This is a genomic window from Agromyces sp. LHK192 (assembly GCF_004006235.1).
Classification (GTDB): domain Bacteria; phylum Actinomycetota; class Actinomycetes; order Actinomycetales; family Microbacteriaceae; genus Agromyces.
Genome location: NZ_CP034753.1, coordinates 2,553,035 through 2,572,382 on the forward strand (window position 1 = coordinate 2,553,035; position 19,348 = coordinate 2,572,382).

The 19,348-nt window shown below is 71.8% G+C and carries 19 protein-coding genes and 1 tRNA gene; 8 read left to right on the forward strand and 12 right to left on the reverse strand.

Annotation, left to right across the window (positions count from 1 at the left end; all coding sequences use genetic code 11):
* Positions 1-13: 13 nt before the first annotated feature.
* Positions 14-799: a patatin-like phospholipase family protein gene (locus ELQ40_RS11515; RefSeq protein WP_164863563.1), complete on the reverse strand. Its 786-nt coding sequence runs from the start codon at positions 797-799 to the stop codon at positions 14-16.
* Between the two features lie 211 nt (positions 800-1,010).
* Here ELQ40_RS11515 and ELQ40_RS11520 point away from each other — a divergent pair, with 211 nt between their 5' ends.
* Positions 1,011-2,375: a serine hydrolase gene (locus ELQ40_RS11520; protein WP_127793813.1), complete on the forward strand. Its 1,365-nt coding sequence runs from the start codon at positions 1,011-1,013 to the stop codon at positions 2,373-2,375.
* Positions 2,376-2,390: 15 nt separating this feature from the next.
* Here ELQ40_RS11520 and ELQ40_RS11525 read toward each other — a convergent pair whose 3' ends face one another.
* Positions 2,391-3,251, reverse strand: coding sequence for an NAD(P)H-binding protein (locus ELQ40_RS11525; RefSeq protein WP_127793814.1), 861 nt, complete (start codon positions 3,249-3,251; stop codon positions 2,391-2,393).
* Positions 3,252-3,418: 167 nt separating this feature from the next.
* On the opposite strand from ELQ40_RS11525, the gene ELQ40_RS11530 reads away from it, so the two are divergent.
* From ELQ40_RS11530 to ELQ40_RS11540, 3 genes are all read left to right on the forward strand, one after another.
* On the forward strand, positions 3,419-4,699 hold the full coding sequence (locus tag ELQ40_RS11530) for an acyltransferase (RefSeq protein ID WP_127793815.1): 1,281 nt from the start codon (positions 3,419-3,421) through the stop codon (positions 4,697-4,699).
* Between the two features lie 66 nt (positions 4,700-4,765).
* Positions 4,766-4,847: transfer RNA gene (locus ELQ40_RS11535), tRNA-Leu, on the forward strand.
* Positions 4,848-4,893: 46 nt separating this feature from the next.
* A complete protein-coding gene (locus ELQ40_RS11540; RefSeq protein WP_127793816.1) occupies positions 4,894-5,691 on the forward strand; it encodes a sulfite exporter TauE/SafE family protein in 798 nt (265 codons plus the stop codon).
* 58 nt (positions 5,692-5,749) lie between these two features.
* Here ELQ40_RS11540 and ELQ40_RS11545 read toward each other — a convergent pair whose 3' ends face one another.
* The gene (locus ELQ40_RS11545; RefSeq protein ID WP_127793817.1) at positions 5,750-6,424 is read right to left on the reverse strand and encodes a hypothetical protein; all 675 of its coding nucleotides are present in this window, start codon (positions 6,422-6,424) and stop codon (positions 5,750-5,752) included.
* A complete protein-coding gene (locus ELQ40_RS11550; RefSeq protein WP_127793818.1) occupies positions 6,421-6,753 on the reverse strand; it encodes a PadR family transcriptional regulator in 333 nt (110 codons plus the stop codon). The genes ELQ40_RS11545 and ELQ40_RS11550 overlap by 4 nt, the downstream gene beginning before the upstream one ends.
* Before the next feature lie 406 nt (positions 6,754-7,159).
* Here ELQ40_RS11550 and ELQ40_RS11555 point away from each other — a divergent pair, with 406 nt between their 5' ends.
* A complete protein-coding gene (locus ELQ40_RS11555; RefSeq protein WP_127793819.1) occupies positions 7,160-9,073 on the forward strand; it encodes a sigma-70 family RNA polymerase sigma factor in 1,914 nt (637 codons plus the stop codon).
* 48 nt (positions 9,074-9,121) lie between these two features.
* On the opposite strand, the gene ELQ40_RS11560 is transcribed toward ELQ40_RS11555, so the two are convergent.
* A complete protein-coding gene (locus ELQ40_RS11560) occupies positions 9,122-10,012 on the reverse strand; it encodes an LLM class flavin-dependent oxidoreductase (protein ID WP_205649325.1) in 891 nt (296 codons plus the stop codon).
* 83 nt (positions 10,013-10,095) lie between these two features.
* Here ELQ40_RS11560 and ELQ40_RS11565 point away from each other — a divergent pair, with 83 nt between their 5' ends.
* Complete coding sequence (locus ELQ40_RS11565) at positions 10,096-10,764, forward strand: heme oxygenase (biliverdin-producing) (protein WP_205649326.1); 669 nt, start codon at positions 10,096-10,098, stop codon at positions 10,762-10,764.
* A 180-nt stretch (positions 10,765-10,944) separates the two neighbouring features.
* Positions 10,945-11,715, forward strand: a complete 771-nt coding sequence (locus ELQ40_RS11570) for a DedA family protein (RefSeq protein ID WP_240666039.1) — start codon at positions 10,945-10,947, stop codon at positions 11,713-11,715.
* Between the two features lie 59 nt (positions 11,716-11,774).
* Here the strand turns inward: ELQ40_RS11570 and ELQ40_RS11575 are convergent, their stop codons facing one another.
* The 4 genes from ELQ40_RS11575 to murI form a co-directional block, all read right to left on the reverse strand.
* Positions 11,775-12,704: a cation diffusion facilitator family transporter gene (locus ELQ40_RS11575; RefSeq protein WP_127793821.1), complete on the reverse strand. Its 930-nt coding sequence runs from the start codon at positions 12,702-12,704 to the stop codon at positions 11,775-11,777.
* Positions 12,705-12,781: 77 nt separating this feature from the next.
* The gene (gene rdgB, locus ELQ40_RS11580) at positions 12,782-13,405 is read right to left on the reverse strand and encodes an RdgB/HAM1 family non-canonical purine NTP pyrophosphatase (protein WP_127793822.1); all 624 of its coding nucleotides are present in this window, start codon (positions 13,403-13,405) and stop codon (positions 12,782-12,784) included.
* 2 nt (positions 13,406-13,407) lie between these two features.
* On the reverse strand, positions 13,408-14,151 hold the full coding sequence (rph, locus tag ELQ40_RS11585; RefSeq protein ID WP_127793823.1) for a ribonuclease PH: 744 nt from the start codon (positions 14,149-14,151) through the stop codon (positions 13,408-13,410).
* Positions 14,148-14,978, reverse strand: coding sequence for a glutamate racemase (gene murI / locus ELQ40_RS11590; protein ID WP_127793824.1), 831 nt, complete (start codon positions 14,976-14,978; stop codon positions 14,148-14,150). Before murI ends, rph begins: the two co-directional genes overlap by 4 nt.
* A 90-nt stretch (positions 14,979-15,068) precedes the next feature.
* Between murI and ELQ40_RS11595 the strand changes: the two genes are divergently transcribed.
* Positions 15,069-16,388, forward strand: a complete 1,320-nt coding sequence (locus tag ELQ40_RS11595; protein ID WP_127793825.1) for a nicotinate phosphoribosyltransferase — start codon at positions 15,069-15,071, stop codon at positions 16,386-16,388.
* Positions 16,389-16,392: 4 nt separating this feature from the next.
* Here the strand turns inward: ELQ40_RS11595 and ELQ40_RS11600 are convergent, their stop codons facing one another.
* From ELQ40_RS11600 to ELQ40_RS11610, 3 genes are read right to left on the reverse strand one after another with little or no spacing between them, the layout of a single operon-like run.
* Positions 16,393-16,680 carry a DUF3039 domain-containing protein gene (locus ELQ40_RS11600; protein WP_127793826.1) on the reverse strand — a complete coding sequence of 96 codons (288 nt, stop codon included), beginning with the start codon at positions 16,678-16,680 and terminating at the stop codon, positions 16,393-16,395.
* Positions 16,681-16,716: 36 nt separating this feature from the next.
* Positions 16,717-18,291, reverse strand: coding sequence for a hypothetical protein (locus ELQ40_RS11605; protein ID WP_127793827.1), 1,575 nt, complete (start codon positions 18,289-18,291; stop codon positions 16,717-16,719).
* Positions 18,267-19,334, reverse strand: coding sequence for an ABC transporter ATP-binding protein (locus tag ELQ40_RS11610; RefSeq protein ID WP_240665760.1), 1,068 nt, complete (start codon positions 19,332-19,334; stop codon positions 18,267-18,269). The genes ELQ40_RS11605 and ELQ40_RS11610 overlap by 25 nt, the downstream gene beginning before the upstream one ends.
* Positions 19,335-19,348: the final 14 nt, after the last annotated feature.

Below are 19,348 nucleotides of genomic sequence, written 5' to 3' on the forward strand. Positions count from 1 at the left end.
AGCCGCGGCCGGGCTACGCCGGAGCGGTCGCCTCCGCGCGATCGGACCTGGCCGGCTGCCCCGCGACCCACGCTGCGGCGTCGAGCGCGGCTGCCGCGGCACGGCGACCCTCGGCGATGAGCCGGGGCGCGTCGGCCATCGTCCACTGCGCCATGCGCTCCATCTCCGGCTGGATGAGCACGACCGACGGGTCGCGTTCGAGGTCGGCGGTGGCGCGCGTGGTGCGCATCATGCGCACGTTCTCCCACTTCGCGTGCAGTCGCACGACGATGACCCGCGATGCCCCGAGCGCGCGGGTCGCGACCACCGGGACGTTGTCGAGCATGCCGCCGTCGGCGAGCCACGCCCCGTCGCGTCGAACCGGCGGGAGAATTCCCGGCACGGCGATGGTCGAGCGCAGCGCCACGCTGAGCGGACCCGAGTCGATCGCGACCGTGCGGCGCGTCCTCAGGTCGGTCGCGACCGCGGCGAATCGGCGCGGCAGCGTCTCGATCAGCGGATCCGCACCGAACACCCGGTGCACGGCTTCGTCGAGTGCGCGCGCGTCGAGCAGGCCGAGCCTCGGGGCGAACGACCATCGCGCGATGTCACGCCACCGGAACGCACGCGTCGCCCGCTCGATGCCCGAGACGTCGAATCCGGCCGCATAGGCTGCCGCAACCAGGGCGCCCGAGCTCGTGCCCGCCGTGATCCCGGGGCGGATGCCCCGTTCGGCGAGTTCCTGCAGCACGCCGACGTGGGCGGCGCCGAAGGCGGCCCCGCCGCTCAGCGTGAGGCCCAGGGTGGGGTCGTCGGTCATCGCACGCTCCGGGTGGGGGTCAGGTCGTCGAGAACCTATCGCGGCGGGATGACGCGGTGCTGAGCACGAGCGGTGAGAACGCTGAACGACGCGCATGGCGGGCCGACTCGGCATCCGCTAGATTCCACTCACCTCGGCCGGCGGCTCCGCCGGGGTCGATCAACCCGAACTGGTCGCCGGTGCCGTGCTCCACGCCGTCGAGGGGGTTCGCATGGGCGGTCGACGAACGCGCGCGCACCGGTTCACGACACGTGCGGCGACGCTCGCCGCCATGGGCCTCGTCGCCCTCACGTTGACCGCCTGCATCGGCGGCGCGGCATCCGACGAGCGCCCTGCCCCCACCGCGACGCACGCGCCGGTCGACGGCTCGGCCGCGGCCTGCGTCGCCGATCCCGAGGCCGTCGCCGGTCAGGACGACACGCAGGAGGGGCATCCGGTCGACGACGACCTCGCCGCCCGGTACGACGACGCGGCGAGCGCGGTGTTCCACCAGGTCGCCGAGGTCGCGCCCGGCGCGATCGTCGGCGTCCGAGGGCCGGACGGCACCTTCACCGCCGCGTACGGCACGGCCGACCTCGCGACCGGCGCGGCCGCCGAGACCGACCAGCACGTGCGCATCGCGTCGGTCACCAAGTCGTTCGTCGGCACCGTGGTGCTGCGATTGGCCGACGAGGGGCGGCTCTCGCTCGACGACCCGATCGACGACTACGTGCCCGACGTGCCCAACGGATCGCGCATCACCCTGCGCGAACTCATCACGATGCGCAGCGGGCTCGGCAACTACTCCGACGACGAGCAGTGGGGCCTCGAGATGCTCGCCGACCCCGAAGCCGAATGGAGCCCCGACCGGCTGCTCGAGTACGCGTGGTCGATGCCGACGTCGTTCCCGCCCGGCACGAACATGGAGTACTCGAACACGAACTTCATCCTCCTCGGCCTCGTCGTCGAACAGGTGACCGGCGAGCGGCTGACCGACGTGATCCGAGCCGAGGTGCTCGAACCGCTCGCACTCGCCGAGACGGCGTACCCGGCCGACAACACCCTTCCATCGCCGCGGATGCAGGGATACACCCTGCCCGCCGTCGTCACCCCGGCCGCCGGAGCCTCGCCCGAGTGGGTCGACGCGACCGACTGGAGCCCGAGTTCGGCCGGCGCAGCCGGCGCGATGACCAGCGACCTCGACGACCTGCTCGCCTGGGGCAGGGCGCTCGCCACCGGGCAGGGCGTGCTCGAGGCATCCGCCCAGGTCGAACGCCTCGAGTCGTTCGCGACCTCGACGCTCGGGCCGCGCGAGTTCTACGGACAGGCGCTGGTGTGCCGCGACGGTTGGATCGGCCACCACGGCAACATCCCCGGATACAACACCGTCGTGCGGTACCACCCCGCGATCGACACCACGATCGTCGTCGTCGCGTCGGGCCTCAGCGGCACGGCGACGCCGCCGCGCGTGCTCGTGATCGAGGAGTACGCGTCGGCGCTGGCCGACGTCGCCGGGCAGCCGTTCACCGCCACCGTGGTGCCGCCCGAGGCGCAGGTGCAGGGGCTCGTGCCGGTCATGCCGCCCGGCGGGTTCTGAGGCCCGTGCCGCCGGCTACGCCAGGTTCGTCACCGCCCACCCCTCGAGCGTCGTCGGGGTGGTCGTCACGTACGAGCGCGGGATCTCGGGCTCGACGATCTCGCGGGTCCCAGCGGTCATGCCCACGATCGCCTCGACGTTCGCCTCGGGCAGGCCGAAGCCGAGCAGCTGCGCGCGCACGTCGTCATCGGTGAGCTGCTGCGGCTCGACCGGGTGCCCGAGCACGGCCGACAGTCGCTCGGCGACCTGCCGCCACGACAGGTCCTCGGGGCCGTGCACGCCCTGCACGTGCCGGCCGCGCCACGACGTCGAGAGCAGCCGCGCGGCCGCGACCGCGGCGATGTCGGCCGGCGCGACCCAGGGCATCGGGCGGTCGAGGTCCATCGCCGTCGCGAGCGTGCCCGCGCCGATCGAGTCGAGGTCCATCAGCAGGTTCGTGAAGAAGTAGCCGCAGCGCAGGTGGGTGACCGAGGCATCCGTGGCGTCGAGTGCGACCTCGGTCGCGGCGAGTCCGTCGATCTCGCCGACGCCGTGCCGCTGCTCGGCACCGCCGCTCGACTGGAACACCACGCGATCGATGCCGTTCGCCCGCACTGCCGTGGCGAGATGGCCCGCCGCCTCAGCGTGCGCCTCGATCGGGTCGCGTTCGGCCGCGGTCGGGCTCACCCAGTACAGCGCGTCGAGTCCGCGCGTCGCCTCGACGACGGATGCCTCGTCCCACGCATCCATCCGGACCACGTCGACGTGCTCGGCCGCCGCGGCTTCGAGCTTCTCCGGATCGTGCGCGAGCGCCCGCGCGCGCTCACCCGCCTGCGCGAGCAGTCGCAGCACGTGGGATCCGACATGGCCGTAGGGCGTCGCCACTCCGATGGTCATCATGGCTCCTCTCCATCGAGATCGTTCGGACCCCTTCGACGCTAATCCGCCCCACCGACGCCGCCGCAGGTCCTGTGGAGATCAGCGGATGCCCCGCCGACCGGCAGTACACTCGTGGGGCCTGTTCCACCGGCCGCAGGCGCCGCCGCGGCCCCATCCGGAGTCCCATGACCCAGCAGAACCGCACCGACCCGCGCGCCGCGAAGCTCGCCCGCCGCGACCTCGTCGTCGACCTCGCCCGGGTCTGGTGCATCCTGCTCGTGGTCGTCGTCCACCTGCTCATGATCGGCGTCGGGCTCGACGCGTCCGGCGCCGTCGTCGTGTCCCGGCCGCTCGAGGCGCAGCCGTGGTTCGCCGCGGCGACCTGGTTCGGCCAGGTCATGCCCCTGTTCTTCGCACTCGGCGGGTTCACCGCGATCACCGCGTGGAAGAGCCTGCGCAAGCGAGGCGGCGACGCGTGGGACTTCGTGCGCGGCCGCACCCTGCGCCTCGCCGCTCCGGCGCTGCCGCTGTTCGTGTTCTTCACGCTCGCGATCGGCGGCGCGACGCTCGCCGGCGTCGACCGCGAACTTGTCGACACGGTCGCCACCGGAGCCGGCACCCCGCTGTGGTTCCTCGCGGCCTACCTGCTCGCACAGAGCCTCACGCCCGTGCTCGCGCACCTGCACGAGCGGTCGCGCTGGCTGACCCTCGCCGGGCTCGCGCTCGGCGCGGTCGCCGTCGACGCCGCCCGCATCGTCACCGGCATCGACGAGATCGGACTCGTCAACCTCGTCTTCGTCTGGGCGTTCGTGCAGCAGCTCGGGTTCTGGTACGCCGACGGCTGGTTCCGCCGCCGCACGGCACCTCAACTGGTCGCGATCGCCGCAGTCGCCTATCTGCTGGTCTGGCTCGTCGTCGACGCCGGCTGGTACTCGCCCGACATGCTCGTGAACCTGAACCCGCCGACGGTGCCGCTCGCCCTGCTCGGCATCGCGCAGATCGCCCTGCTCACGCTCGTCGCGCAGCCGCTCATGGCGCTCATGCGCGTGCGGGCGATGCAGGCGATCGTGTTCACCGTCGGCTCCCGGGCCATGACGATCTACCTCTGGCACCTGCCCGTCATCATCGCCGTCGCCGGACTCACCCTGCTGATCCCGAGCGCCGCCCCCGAACCCGCGAGCCCCGCCTGGTGGTGGAGCCGCCCCGTCGTGTTCGTCGCCGTGCTGGCCGCCGTATGGGCGATCTCGCTGCCGCTCGCACGGTTCGAGCAGGTCTCGGTCGCGATCCCCGAGGGTCGGCGTCGCCCGAGCGCAGGCGCGGTCGTCGCGGCTGCCGCCGCGGCGTTCGTCCCGGCATTCCTGGTGCTGCAGTTCGGACTCGACCTCGTGCTCGCCTTCGTCGGCGTCGTGCTGTTCGCCGCGGCGCTCGCGCTCGACCGGGCACGCGCTGCCCGCACCGCGGCCTGACCCGCCGTCACGGCAACCCGCCGAACCGGCAGCCCGGCGCCCGCCGCCTAGACTGAACGGGCACTCGCGGGAGTGGTGAAATCGGCAGACACGCAGGATTTAGGTTCCTGTGCCTTCGGGCGTGAGGGTTCAAGTCCCTCCTTCCGCACTGGATGCACCGACCGGATGCCTCGGCCGGCGCCATTCCGATCACCATGAACCCACGCAACGCCCACAGCTCCCCCACCATCCGACCGCCCCTGCTCGCCCTCATCGGCATCGGGCTCGCCGCGGGGTACCTCTCCGGACTCTTCGGCGTCGGCGGCGGCACCGTCGTCGTGCCGCTGCTGCTCCTGCTCGGCGTCGACCAGCGCGTCGCCGCAGGCACGAGCGTGGCCGCGATCCTGCCGTCGGCCGTGGTGGGCGCGATCGGCTACTCGCTCACCGGCGACGTCGACTGGGTCGCCGGGCTGCTGCTCGCGATCGGGGTGGTCGGAGGTGCCCAGATCGGCACCTGGCTGCTCGCGCGCCTGCCCCGTGAACCGTTGTTCTGGTCGTTCGTGGCCTTCCTCGGCGTGGTCGTGGTCAGCCTGTGGATCGTCGTACCGCAGCGCGACGACGCGATCGCGCTCGACGTGCTCACCGGCGCACTGCTCATCGTCACGGGCGTCGTCACCGGCATCCTCTCGGGCCTGTTCGGCGTGGGCGGCGGCATCATCACGACACCCGTGCTCATGTTCTTCTTCGGGGCCAGCGACGTCGTCGCGAAGGGCACGTCGCTGCTCATGATGGTGCCGGGTTCGATCTCGGCGACGATCGGCAACACCCGGCGACGCAACGTCGACCTGCGCGTCGCCGTGATCGTCGGCCTCTCGGCGTGCGCGGCGTCACCGCTCGGCGTGCTCACCTCGCACGCGCTGACGCCGTTCTGGTCGAACGCGGCGTTCTCGGTGTTCCTGACCGCGGTGGCGGTGCAGCTCGTCGTGAAGCACGTGCGGTCGCGGCGCGGCTGATCGCCGCTGAGCGCCGCGTATGCCGGTCGTCGGCCACCCGGGGCCGCGCCGCCGCGGCTCAGCGCCGTCGCAGTCCGCGCACGAGCAGCCAGATGCCGACGACCACGTAGACGAAGGGCAAGAGCACGATCGTGTGCCAGCCGACGAACGCGAACGGCAGGTCGGGTCCGGCCGGTTCGGCGCCGAGGGCGGCTCGCCGCCCCTGCTCGATGAGTGCGCCGATCCCCTGGATCACCGCGACGACGACGATCAGCCCGACCGGCAGCAGCGTGGCCACCCATTTCTCGACGCGGGACCACGCGGTCGACAGCCACATGAGGGCGATCCCGACGACCCAGCCGAGGATCGGGATCACGAACCCGCCGACCGCGACCGCGACCGACGTCACGACGACGTACCACCCGCGACTCACGACCGGGTCGCGCCGGTCGAGCGCGACGCCGTCGGATGCCTCCGCGACCGCGACTGCGGGAGGCATCCGCTCGGCTGCGTCGACGGCGATACGTGATCCGGATGCCTCCCCCTCGAAGCCGGCCCGGGCCTCAGCAGCGATGGCGGCCGGGTCGCCGAGCTGCTCGATGCGAGCGGCCGCCGCGGCCGGGTCGAGCCCGTCGAGGTCGCCGGCGACGCCGTCGACGATGTCGCGGCGAGTCGCGTCGGGCAGTCCCGCGAGCTCGGCGTCGAGCTCGCGGAGGTAGCCGCGCACGACCTGCGGGCGGGTGTCGTTCGTCATGCGTGCTCCCCTTCCAGGAGGTCGTCGACGGTCGTACGGAAGTCCGCCCAGCGCGATCGGAAGCCTTCGAGCTCTCGCCTGCCGGCGTCGGTGAGCCGGTAGTACCGGCGATTCGGCCCCGCGTCGGAGGTCTGCTCGAACGTCTCGACCAGGCCCTGGCCGCGGAGCCGTGCGAGGAGCGGATAGAGCGTGCCGATGCTCGCGACGAGGCCGCGGTCGCCGAGCGTCTCCGCGAGCTCCCACCCGTACCGCGGTCGGTCGCGCAACAGCGCAAGCACGCACGGTTCGGCCACGCCCCTGCGCAGCTGTGCGGTCGGGTCGCCGGTCATGCGGCCCACACTATCTTGCGTCGCAAGATAGTGGAAGGTCGATTCCGCACAGCTCGCCGGATCCCGCTCGGGCGCGGCACCGGAAACCGCTGACGCCTCCCCCGGAAGGGAGAGGCGTCAGAACGGAATGGGAACGCCGCGCGAGGTCTCGACGAGGTTGCCGACGTCCTCGTCGACCCCTCGGATCACCCGCGCGGCGGGTGGAACGTGTGGAAGCTCCGCAATGAATGTACTCCGAGATCGATGGAGCGCAAGTCCCCCGTTTCGCCCCGCCCGGCGTTCTCGCGTCATGATCAGGACCTTCGTGCGTCGTGCATCATAGGAGCTGCACCACAGCACCGCGCACTGAACCCCACGCCGCCCATGCGGCCCCGAAAAGCCCCGCTCCGACCCCCAGGAGATCCCGATGCCCCCGGTCACCGAACGGTCCGACACGGACCTCGTGCAGCGGACCCGTTCGGGCGATCGGTCGGCATACGGCGAGCTCTGGCAACGCCATGCGCAGTCGGGCCGCACGGTCGCACGCTCGTTCAGTTCGCTCGACCCCGACGACCTCGTAGCCGAGTCGTTCACCCGCATCTACGACTCGATCCAACGCGGCGGCGGACCGACCGGACCGTTCCGGCCCTACCTGTTCACGACCATCCGCAACACGGCGGCATCGTGGGGTCGCCGCAACCGGGAGACCACCCTCGACACGCTCGAGGAGCTCGAAGCCGAGCACACGACCGAGTCGCAGACGCTCGACGCCCTCGACCGGAGCCTCACCGCGACGGCGTTCCGTTCACTGCCGACCCGCTGGCAGGAGGTGCTCTGGTACTGCGAGGTCGAGCAGATGACCCCCGCACAGGTCGCCCCGCTCGTCGGCATGAGCGCGAACAGTACCGCGGCGCTCGCCTACCGGGCACGCGAGGGCCTCCGCCAGGCATGGATCACCGCGCACCTGCGCAACGCCGACGACGAGCAGTGCCGGTGGACGATCGAACGGCTCGGCGCCTACACGCGGAACAAGCTCGGCACCCGCGACACCGCGAAGCTCGAGCGGCATCTCGACGACTGCGCGAAGTGCACCATCGTCGCGTCGGAGGCCCGCGAGGTCGGCTCCCGCCTCGCGCTCGTGCTCCTGCCGCTCGCGGCCGGTGTCACCGGAGCGACCGCGTACAGCGCGTGGGTGCAGCAGGGCGCACCGGTCGCGAACCTCGCCGCGGGCGTCGACGGCGCCGGGGCGATGCCGATCTCGATCACCGTCGGACCTGACCCCGCCTCCGGCGCGGCGGCGGCCTCCGGCAGCGGCGGCTCGGCCGCCACCGGGAGCGGCGGCGCCGGCGGCGCGAGCGCCGGGGGAACGACGGCTGCGTCCTCCTCGGCCGTCGCGAGCAGCGGCGTCGCCGTCACCACCACCGGCGTCGTCCTCGGTGCCGTCGCGGCGGTCGCTGCGACCGCAGCCGTCGTCACCGCACTCGTGATGTCACCGTGGTCGGACGAACCGCCTGCAGCGGGCACGGACTCCGCCACCGCGGTCGAGCCTGCGGCGGGAGACCGCGCCGGATCCGCGAGCGCACCGAAGGCCGTGCCGCCGGTCGCCGAACCCGCGACGCCGCCTGCTGCGCAACCCACGCCGGCGCCGGTCTCACCGGAGGAGGCCGCACCGCGGACCGAGCCGGACGCGCGCACCGATCCGACCCCGGAAGCACCGGTCGAGGGCGACGCGAACCAGCCCGTCCCGTCGACGCCGGATCCGGCTCCCGATCCCGACCCGGCTCCCGATCCCGATCCCGATCCCGATCCGACTCCCGATCCCGATCCCGATCCGACGCCCGCCGACACCGTCGCCGAAGCGCCCGCGGTGACCGTCTTGGATACGGCAGGAGGCCGGGTCATGCCCCGGTTCGCCGGGACCGCGGAGCCCGGGGCATCCGTCATGGTGACCGCCGGAGGCGCCACGGCGACGACGACCGCGGATGCCGCCGGCGCATGGTCGCTCGAGTTGACCGGGATCCCAGCGGGTACGACCGCGTACTCGGCGCGGCAGGTCGATCCCGCCGGGAACACCTCGACGGATGCCACGGGCGAGATCGTGCTCGAGACGCCTCGGCTGGACGTGTTCCGGATCGGGCGGCTGACGTTCATCGTCGTTTCCGGGCAACCTGGGGCGAAGGTCGAGATCCTCGTCGACGGGGCCTCGGTTCAGCGAGCACCGATCTCCGGAAGCGGACGGTCGTCCGATCTCGCGTGGACGCCGCGGGGCAGCACGCTCGAGGTCAGATACGTCGAGGGTGGCCGCGTCGGCCCGACCGCCGCGGCCGTCAGCTGGAACTGAGGCCCGCACGATAGATCGACCCATGTCGGACGATGACCGTCGGCGGATTCAGCCCGTCGGCGGACCCGCGAGGATCCGTGTGCGCGAGACCTCGGTGATGCGTTCGGCGGGCACGCTCCAGTCGGACTCCAGCCACCAGGTCGCACCGGCCTCCAGCCACGGCCGCACCGTCGCTGCGGCGGCGGTCGCATCGGTCGCGCTCGTCGTGCCCTCCTGCACGACGGCGAACGGCCGGTCGCCGAGGCCCGCCGCCTCGCGCTCACGACGGATCCAGCCGACCGCCTCCGCGGCGATCTCGGGCGTATAGGCCGCCGCCTGCACCTCGGGACCGGAGAGTTCGGCGCCCGGCGGAGCGTAGTTCGGGATCCACCCGTCGGCGTGCACGACCCGGCGCATGGACTTCGGCCGGGGCCACATGCCGACGACCCAGGTCTCGATGCGCGGCTGCTGCACCGGCGTCGGCGGCAGCATCTGATCGGTGCGGCGCGCACGGTAGTGATCACCCTCGTACTCGAACGGCTCGGCGCGCCAGAGGTGACCGAGCAGGTCGAGCGACTCGTCGAGGAGCTCCGCGCGAACGCGTCGGCCAGGATCGTCCTCGAACGTCCAGAACCGAGCCTCGACGTCCTCGCCGACACCGAGCCCGGCCGACAGGATGACGCGTCCGCCCGACAGCCGGTCGACGGTCATGGCCTGCCCGGCGAGTTCCCACGGTCTCCGGCGCGGCACCGGCGTCAGCATCGTGCCGAGGCGGATGCGGTCGGTCGTGACCGCAGCCGCCGCGAGCGTCGCCCACGGATCGGTCGCCCAGATGCCCTCCCAGACGAAGAAGCCGTGCCAGCCGTGGGCTTCGGCGAGTTGCGCCAGCTCGACCGCCGTCTCCGGATCGGTGCCGGTGTAGATGAACCCGAACTCCATGTCGGGCAGGTTACGATCCACGTCCGACATCGCCTGGACGCACGGCCGGAGCGGCATCCGTGCGTAAGATAGGCTTACCTAACTGTCGTTCGAAGGATCTGCCCATGACCACCGCCGCCCCTGCGGACACCCTGGCCGTCGCCGACCCGCTCGACATCGCGACCATCGTGCGCGAAGCCACCGCCGACGACCACCGCAACGCCGAGACGCGTGGCTTCGTCACGCGACTCATGGGCGGCGAGCTCTCGCTGGCCGACTACACGGCATACCTCGCCCAGTTCGCATGGGTCTACGAGGCGCTCGAGGAGCGCGGCAGCCGGGTCGGCGACCCCGCGGTCTTCGACCCGAAGCTCGCCCGGTTCGCCGCGATCGAGGCCGACCTCGCAGCACTCGGTGCGGCCGACTGGCGCCGGACGCACCCGGCCCTCCCCGCGACCGCTGCGTACGCCATGCACCTGCGTTCCGTCTCCGACGATGACGTCCGGTACCTCGCACACCACTACACGCGCTATCTCGGCGACCTCTCGGGCGGCCAGGCGATCGCCGCGCTCGTGGCGCGTCACTACGGCGCCACGGCCGAGCAGCTGAGCTTCTACGACTTCGACCTGGGCGACGAGGGTCCCGTCCGGTACAAGCGCCGCTATCGCGAGGCGATGAACGCGCTCGCGCTCGACGCCGATCAGGTCGACGTGCTCATCGACGAGGCGCGCGCCTCCTTCCGCATGAACGGCGCGATCTTCGAGGCGCTGGGCTCCACCGTCCGAAGCGCCTGACGCGAGGGCGCCGCCGCCCGACCCGTCGGAAGCGGCACCGGCACGACGTCGGTCATCCGATCGGATGATTCGGCCGATGCACAGGGCGGCGCCGGGATCGGCTCGGTAGACTGCACCGAGTCCCCGCCGTCCATGACCGTGCCGGGCATCGCCCAGCCGACGACAGGAGCCAATCGCGTGATCCACACCGCCCTCATCCCGTGGCTGGACCCGGAGACGATCATCGCCGGCGCGGGCCCCTGGGCGCTGTTGGTGGTCTGCGCGATCGTGTTCTCCGAGACGGGCCTGCTCGTCGGCTTCCTGCTGCCGGGCGACACGCTGCTCGTCATCTCGGGGCTGCTCGCGCACCCCGGCACCGGCGGACCGGACGGCGTGTTCGGCATCTCGGTGTGGTGGGTCGCACTGCTGATCGGCCTCGCCGCGTTCCTCGGTGGTGAAGTCGGGTACTACATCGGCCACAAGGCCGGACCGTCGATCTTCGAACGGAAGGAGTCCGGGCTCTTCAGCGTCAAGAACGTCGAACGCACGAACGCCTTCTTCGAGCGCTTCGGCGGCCTCACGATCATCCTCGCCCGATTCGTGCCCATCGTGCGCACGTTCGCGCCGGTCGCCGCCGGCGTCGGCCACATGCACAAGGGCAAGTACACGCTCTACAACTTCATCGGCGCGGTGCTCTGGGGCTTCGGACTCACGATGTTCGGGTACCTCATCGGCTTCATCCCGCCGGTCGCGTGGTTCGTGAAGGAGTACATCGACCTCATCCTGCTCGCCGCGGTCGGGGGCACGGCGCTCGTGACCCTGTGGCACTACTTCCGCGAGCGGTCGAAGGCGAAGAAGGCCGCGGCGGCCGGCGAGGACGTCGTGACCGACGAGGCCGAGGCGCAGGAGCTCGTGCTCGACCCCGACGTGTTCGAGCGCGGACCGCATCACGACGAGGACGACGCGAAGTAGCATCCGCGGGCCCGTCCGACCGCGCCCGCCCGGCCCGCGCCCGCCCGCCGCGCCCGCCCCTAGGGGTGCGCCGCGTGCTCCCGCCCGGAGCGCCCGGAGTGCCCCGCCGGCTCGAGCTGGAACGTCGAGTGTCCGACGTCGAAGTGCTCGCTGAGGCATCCGCCCAGTTCGTCGAGCAGATCGCCGGCCCGACCCGACGCGAACACCTCGGGATCGACCTCGACGTGCGCGCTGAACACCGGCGACCCCGACGTGATCTGCCACACGTGCACGTCGTGCACGGCGACCACACCCGGCGTCCCCATCAGGTGCTCGCGGATCTCGGCGACGTCGGTGTCGGCAGGTGCCGATTCGCTCAGCACCCGCACGACGTCTCGCAGCAGCAGGATCGCGCGCGGCACGATCATCGCGGCGATGAGCAGCGACGCCACCGCGTCGGCCAGCGCGAATCCCGTGGTCAGCATGACGAGGCCCGCCGCGATCACCGCGATCGATCCGAGGAGGTCGCCGAACACCTCGAGCAGGGCGCCGCGCATGTTCAGCGATTCGCGCGAGCCGCCGCGCAGCACGGCGAGCGCGACGAGGTTCGCGACGAGGCCGACGGCCGCGACGAGCAGCATCGGCACGGTCTGCACCTCGGGCGGTTCGGCCGCCGTCAGGCGTCCGAACGCCTCGATCGTGACCGTCGCCGCGACGACGAGCAGGATCACGCCGTTCACCAGCGCCGCGAACACCTCGACCCGCTGGTAGCCGAAGGTCTGCCGATCGGTGGCCGGCCGCGCGGCGACGAACGCGGCGACGAGGGCGATCACGAGGCCGATCAGGTCGGAGAGCATGTGACCGGCGTCGGCGAGGAGCGCCAGCGAGCCGCTCAGCCAGGCGCCGACGACCTCGAGGACGAGGACGACGCCGACGATGCCGATGGCGACGCCGAGACGCATCCGGTCGGATGCCCCCGCTGATGCGTGATGCGCGTGATCGTGTCCCATGGCTCGTCCAGCGTAGGCCGGATTCCGCCGATCACCCGAAGATGGAAGTCGTAACGACTCGCGTTCTCAGCGGGCGATCACGCCGCCCCGGATGCCACCCGCCCGAGCTCCGGGATGAGCGCCTCGAACGCCCGCGCGCGATGGCTGATCTCGTTCTTCTGCGCGGGCAGCAGCTCGGCCGCGGTCACCTCGTAGCCCTCGGGCTCGAAGATCGGATCGTAGCCGAACCCGTGCGAACCGCGCGGCTCGTACGCGAGCGACCCCGGCCACCGCCCCTCGGCGACCGACTCCTGCGCCGCGAGGCCGGGCACGGCACCGTCGGGCACGACCAGGGCGATCGAGCAGTGGAACGCAGCGCCGCGGTCGGGTCGCTTCACGTCGGCGAGCTGGTCGAGCAGCAGCCGGACGTTCGGCTCGTCGGCCGCGAGCATGCCCGCCCAGCGCGCCGAGAAGATGCCCGGCGCGCCGCCCATGATGTCGACGCACAGCCCGGAGTCGTCGGCGAGCGCGATCCGTCCGGTGTGCGCGGCTGCGGCGCGTGCCTTGATCAGGGCGTTCTCGGCGAAGCTCGTGCCGTCTTCGACCGGCGAGGGTCCGTCGTAGGCCAGCACGGTCACGCCGGCGATCCGCTCGCCGATGATGCGCTGGAACTCCGCGACCTTGTGCTGGTTGTGGGTGGCGAGCACGACCTCGAGCGCCATCGTCACTCCCCCTGCGCCGCGAGCGCGGCAGCCTGGATGACCGCGAGGTCGGCGGTGCCGCCGAGCGCGAGGTCGAGCAGCGCGTCGAGTTCGCGCCGATCGAACGGCGCGCCCTCGGCCGTGCCCTGCACCTCGACGAACAGGCCCCTGCCGGTCGCGACGACGTTCATGTCGGTCTCGGCCCGCACGTCCTCGACGTACGCGAGGTCGAGCATCGGCGTGCCGTCGATGATGCCCACGGAGACAGCCGAGACCGTGTCGATGAGCGGCTTGGCCTTCTGGCCGACGAACTTCTTCTCGCGCGCCCACTCGATCGCGTCCGCGAGCGCGACGTAGGCGCCGGTGATGGCCGCCGTCCGCGTGCCGCCGTCGGCCTGCAGCACGTCGCAGTCGATCTGGATGGTGTTCTCGCCGAGCCCCTTCGTGTCGACGACGGCACGGAGGCTGCGCCCGATGAGCCGCGAGATCTCGTGCGTGCGTCCGCCGATGCGGCCCTTCACGCTCTCGCGATCGTTGCGGGTGTTCGTCGAGCGGGGCAGCATCGAGTACTCGGCGGTGATCCATCCCTTGCCGGAACCGTTCATCCAACGCGGCACGCCGTTCGTGAAGCTGGCCGTGCAGAGCACCTTGGTCCGGCCGAACGAGATGAGCGCGCTGCCCTCGGCGTGGGCGCTCCAGCCGCGTTCGATGACGACCTCGCGCAGCTGGTCGGGGGTGCGGCCGTCGGCGCGGATGAGATCGGTCACGTGAGGAGTCCTTTCGGGAGGTGGATGGCTCCGGTCTGCACGAGCTCGACGCTCGGGATCTCGGGGCCGATGAGCCGGTTGGCGAGGTCGAGGAACGCGTCGGTCGACTCCCCCGTGGCCTCGTACCGGCGGGTGGGCGGCGCCGGGTCGCGGCGCTCCATGCCACGGCCGACGAGGACCCGGTAGACGTCGTTGGCGGTCTCGACGTCGCTGGAGACGAGGGTGACGTCCTCCCCCATGACGTAGGAGATCGCCCCCTTGAGGAACGGGTAGTGCGTGCAGCCGAGCACGAGCGTGTCGACACCGGCGCGCTTGAGCGGCGCGAGGTACTCCTCGGCGACGCTCAGCACCTCGTCACCCGTGGTGACGCCCTCCTCGACGAACTCGACGAACCGCGGGCACGCCCGGGTCGTGAGTTCGAGGTGCGGTGCCGCGGCGAACGCGTCGTCGTAGGCACGGGACTGGATCGTGCCCTGCGTGCCGATGACCCCCACCCGGCCTGATTTCGTGGCCGCGACCGCACGGCGCACGGCCGGCTGGATCACCTCGACGACCGGCACGTCGTAGCGCTCGCGCGCGTCGCGCAGCATCGCCGCCGAGGCCGTGTTGCACGCGATCACGAGCATCTTCACGCCCTGGGCGACGAGGTCGTCGAGCACGGCGAGCGCGTAGCGCCGGACATCCGCGATCTTCTTCGGCCCGTAGGGCGAGTGCTCGAGGTCGCCGACGTACAGGACGGACTCGTGCGGCAGCTGGTCCATCACCGCGCGTGCGACGGTCAGCCCGCCGACGCCGGAGTCGAAGATGCCGATCGGTGCGTCCGTCACGATCCTCAAGCTTAGACGCGGGGCGGCGACGCGGATGCCTCGAGCCCGTGATGCGGCATCCGTTCACCGCCCCGTGGGTAGGCTCGACCCGTGACCGGCTCAGCTGCCCTCTTCACCGACCGCTACGAACTCACGATGGTGGATGCCGCCCTGCTGGACGGGACGGCGCATCGCGAGAGCCTGTTCGAGGCGTTCGCCCGACGCCTGCCCGACGGGCGCCGATACGGCGTCGTCGCGGGCACCGGCCGACTGCTGGAGCTCATCGGGCGCTTCCGGTTCGAGGATGCCGACCTCGAGTGGCTCCGCACGAACGAGGTCGTGCGGCCGGCGACGCTCGACTGGCTCGCCGACTACCGGTTCCGCGGCGACGTGTGGGGCTACCGCGAGGGCGAGGCGTACTTCCCCGGTTCGCCGCTGCTCACGATCCAGGCGTCGTTCGCCGAGGCGGTGATGCTCGAGACGCTCGTGCTGTCGACCCTGAACTTCGACTCGTCGGTCGCGAGCGCTGCGGCGCGCATGGTGTCGGTCGCGCTCGGCCGCCCCCTCGCCGAGATGGGCTCCCGCCGGACGAACGAGCGCTCGGCGGTCGCGGCGGCCCGCGCGGCCTACATCGCCGGGTTCGACGCGACGAGCAACCTCGAGGCAGGGCGGGCGTGGGGCATCCCCACCATGGGCACCGCGGCCCACGCGTTCACCCTGCTGCACGACAGCGAGGAGGAGGCGTTCCGCGCGCAGGTGGAGGCCTTCGGCCCGAAGACGACCCTGCTCGTCGACACGTACGACATCGAGCGCGGCGTGGAGACCGCGGTGCGCGTCGCCGGCACGGAGCTCGGCGCGGTCCGCATCGACTCGGGCGACCTGCCGACCGTCGTGGCGGCGGTCCGCGACCAGCTCGACCGGCTCGGCGCCGTCGGGACGAAGATCACGGTCACGAGCGACCTCGACGAGTTCACGATCGCCGCGCTCTCCGGTGCCCCGGTCGACTCGTACGGGGTCGGCACCTCGGTCGTGACCGGATCGGGCGCGCCCGCGGCCGGCATGGTGTTCAAGCTGGTGGCCCGTCGCGACGACGAGGGCGAGTGGGTGCCGGTGGCCAAGGCGTCGACGTCGAAGGCGTCGGTCGGCGGACGCAAGAACGCGGCCAGGCGCCTCGACTCGACCCACACGGCCCGCGAGGAGATCGTCTACCTCGGGGACGGCCCAGACGGGGACGACGAGTTCGCCGCAGACGACCGGCTGCGTCCGTTGATGGTGCAGCTCATGCGCGACGGCGAAGCGGATGCCTCGTACACGGGCCCGGCCGGCACGCGTGCGGCGCGCGAGCACCGCGCGTCGGTCATGCAGGAACTGCCCATCGAGGCGTTCCGGCTCGGCCGCGGCGAACCCGCAGTGCCGACGACCTACCGCTGAGCGGTCACTCCTGCTTCATCCGCTCGTAGATCTCCTTGCACGTCGGGCAGACCGGGAACTTCTCGGGGTCGCGACCCGGCGTCCACTTCTTGCCGCACAGCGCCTTCACGGGCTTGCCGGTCAGCGCCGACTCCAGGATCTTGTCCTTCTTGACGTAGTGCGAGAAACGCTCGTGATCGCCCGGTTCGATGTGCTCCTCTTCGAGGAGCTTCTCGAGTTCGCGATCGAGCACCGAGGTGCCGCCGCCGGGCTGATCGGGGTCGGCGATGCTGGCCTGCGGGAAGTGGGACATGCGCTCGATTCTACGCGCCGGCCGGGCGTCGGGCGCCTACGCGCGGATCGCCGCCTGCAGGATCTCCGGGCCGCGGCGCACGAAGATGCGGCCGCCGACGAAGATGCCGGCGACGAACACGACGAGGCCGGCACCGACTCCGGCGAAGAGCGAGATCACGTGCCACTCGGGGTCGACGACGATGCCGAGGCCGCCGAACCAGATCGCGGGCGCCGCGACCAGCAGCGCCCCGAGCATGACGGCCGTCTGCACGAGGGCACCCGACGCGCCGGTCGACTGCGGCTGCTGGAACGGGCTGTCGCCGGGCTTGACCACCGGGTACGGGAACCGTGCGCTCATGATCGACCCGATGCCGAGGCCCGCGAGCAGCAGCGCCGTGCTCACGCCGAGCACGCTCGGCAGCATGCGCCAGTCGTCGAGCACCAGCACGGTCACCGCACTGCCGAGGCCGATCACCACGATGCCGGCGACCAGCACGGGCACGAGGCGACCGAAGCGATCGGCGGCGCCGCGCACGCCTGATGCGACGTGCAGCCAGACCGCCGTCGAATCGTAGGCGACGTCGTTGTGGACGCTCCAGCCGAGGAACAGGGCCATGAGCGGCACCGGGATCAGCGGCAGGTACGAAGCGGGAACCCCGGCGATCGCGAGCGGCACGAGCACGAGCACCGGCACGACCGGGATGATGATGAACGCGACCCAGTACCGGGGGTCTCGGAACCAGTACGTGAACGTTCGCGCCGCGACGGTCCCCGCGCCCGTGTGCGGCAGCAGGTCGAACCAGCCCAGGCCGCGGTAGCTGCGCGTCGACGGTTGGCGTCCGGGCGTCACCAGCATGTGCGCGACGAGGCGCTGCCAGCCGAGCCAGATGAGCCCGGCCGTCCCGGCGGCGATGAGGAGCTTCAGCAGCGCAGCGCCCCAGGCGCCGGCGGCGGCGTCACCCGGCGCGGCGAACACGGCGCCGAGCGGAGTCCAGCCGAGGAATCCGCCTGCGGATTCGAGGAGCGGCACGCCGAACTCGCTCCAGTCCATCGTCACGAGGAGCACGAGCACGGGGGCGATCGCGACGAGCAGCAGCACGCCGAGCACGCCCATGAACTCCTTCGCGCGCCGGCTCGTGAGGACGAGCGATGCGATGCCGGTCGTGACGCGTGCGATCAGGATGCAGGTGGCGAGCGCGATCGGCGCGCACACGACGGCGAGCAGCGTCTCGCCGAACCCGCGCGACCAGGTCACGATCGTGCCGGTGAGGACGATCGCGAGTACGAGCGCCGGCACGCCCACGAGCGCGGCGAGGCCGAGTCCGAGCGCGAGGGTCCGATCGGGGATGCCGAACAGCGCGAACCGGCGCGGATCGAGCGCATCGTCGCTGCCGAAGATCAGCGGCAGCAGGATGAACCCGCCGAGCGTCAGCGCACCGGCGACGGTGATCGCGTCCCGCAGGAGTTCGACGTCGTCGAAGCCGCGCAACCCGACGAGGACGGCGAACAGCGCGATCGCCAAACCGAGCCCGTACACGAGTCCGAGGACGATCCCGACGACATGCCAGGTACTGCGACGGAAGCCGTTGCCGAGCAGCTGCAGCCTCAGTCGGAGAAACTGTGCAACCATTCCAACCCCTCCGCGGCCTTGCGCCCGCCTGCGAGCTCGACGAACCGGTCCTCGAGCGTGTCTCCCGCCCGGACCTCGTCGAGCGTGCCCTGGGCGAGCACTCGGCCGGCCACGACGATCGCGACCGAGTCGCAGACGCGCTCGATCAGGTCCATCCCGTGGCTGGAGAGGACGACGGTCCCGCCGCCGGCGACGTACCGTTCGAGGATCTCGGTGAGGTTGGCCGCCGACACGGGATCCACCGATTCGAACGGCTCGTCGAGCACGAGGATGCGCGGCGAGTGGATCATGGCGCACGCCAGCGCGATCTTCTTCGTCATGCCAGCCGAATAGTCGGCGACGAGTCGATCGATCGCGTCCTCGAGGCCGAACGCCTGCACGAGGTCGGCCGAGCGTTCGCGCACCGTGCGCTGGTCGAGCCCGCGCAGGGTGCCCGAGTAGTCGAGGAGCTGGGCGCCCGTGAGCCGATCGAACAGGCGCAGGCGATCCGGCAGGACACCCGTCATGCGCTTCGCCGCACGCGGATCGGCCCAGACGTCGACGTCGTGGATCCGTACCGTGCCCGAGTCCGGCCGCAGCAGGCCGGTGACCATCGACAGCGTCGTCGTCTTGCCGGCGCCGTTCGGGCCGACGACGCCGAAGAACGATCCGGCGCGCACGTCGAGCGAGATGCCGTCGACCGCGAGCGTCGGCCCGTACTGCTTCGTCAGCCCCTCGACCTGCAGCACCGAGGGCGCCTCGGGCGACGGCGCCGGGCGCGCGACCCGAAGCGTTCGCTGCTTGCGACCGGCCGGGGTGGTCGGCGTGGACGGGAACCGGACGGTTTCGTCGGACGCGGCGGATGCCTCGGGCGCCTCGAGCGTGCGCGCCGCGACGACGGCGGCGGTGACCGCTGCGGCGACCGACTCCGGCTCGGCAGCCGCTTCGGGCTCGGGCTCGACCAGGTCCTTGGGCTCCGGATCCGGTTCCGCGATGGCCTCGGGCTCCGGTTCGGCGATCGCGTCGGGCTCCGGTTCGGGCTTCGGCTCCGGCTCGGACTCCACAGACGCCTCGGCCT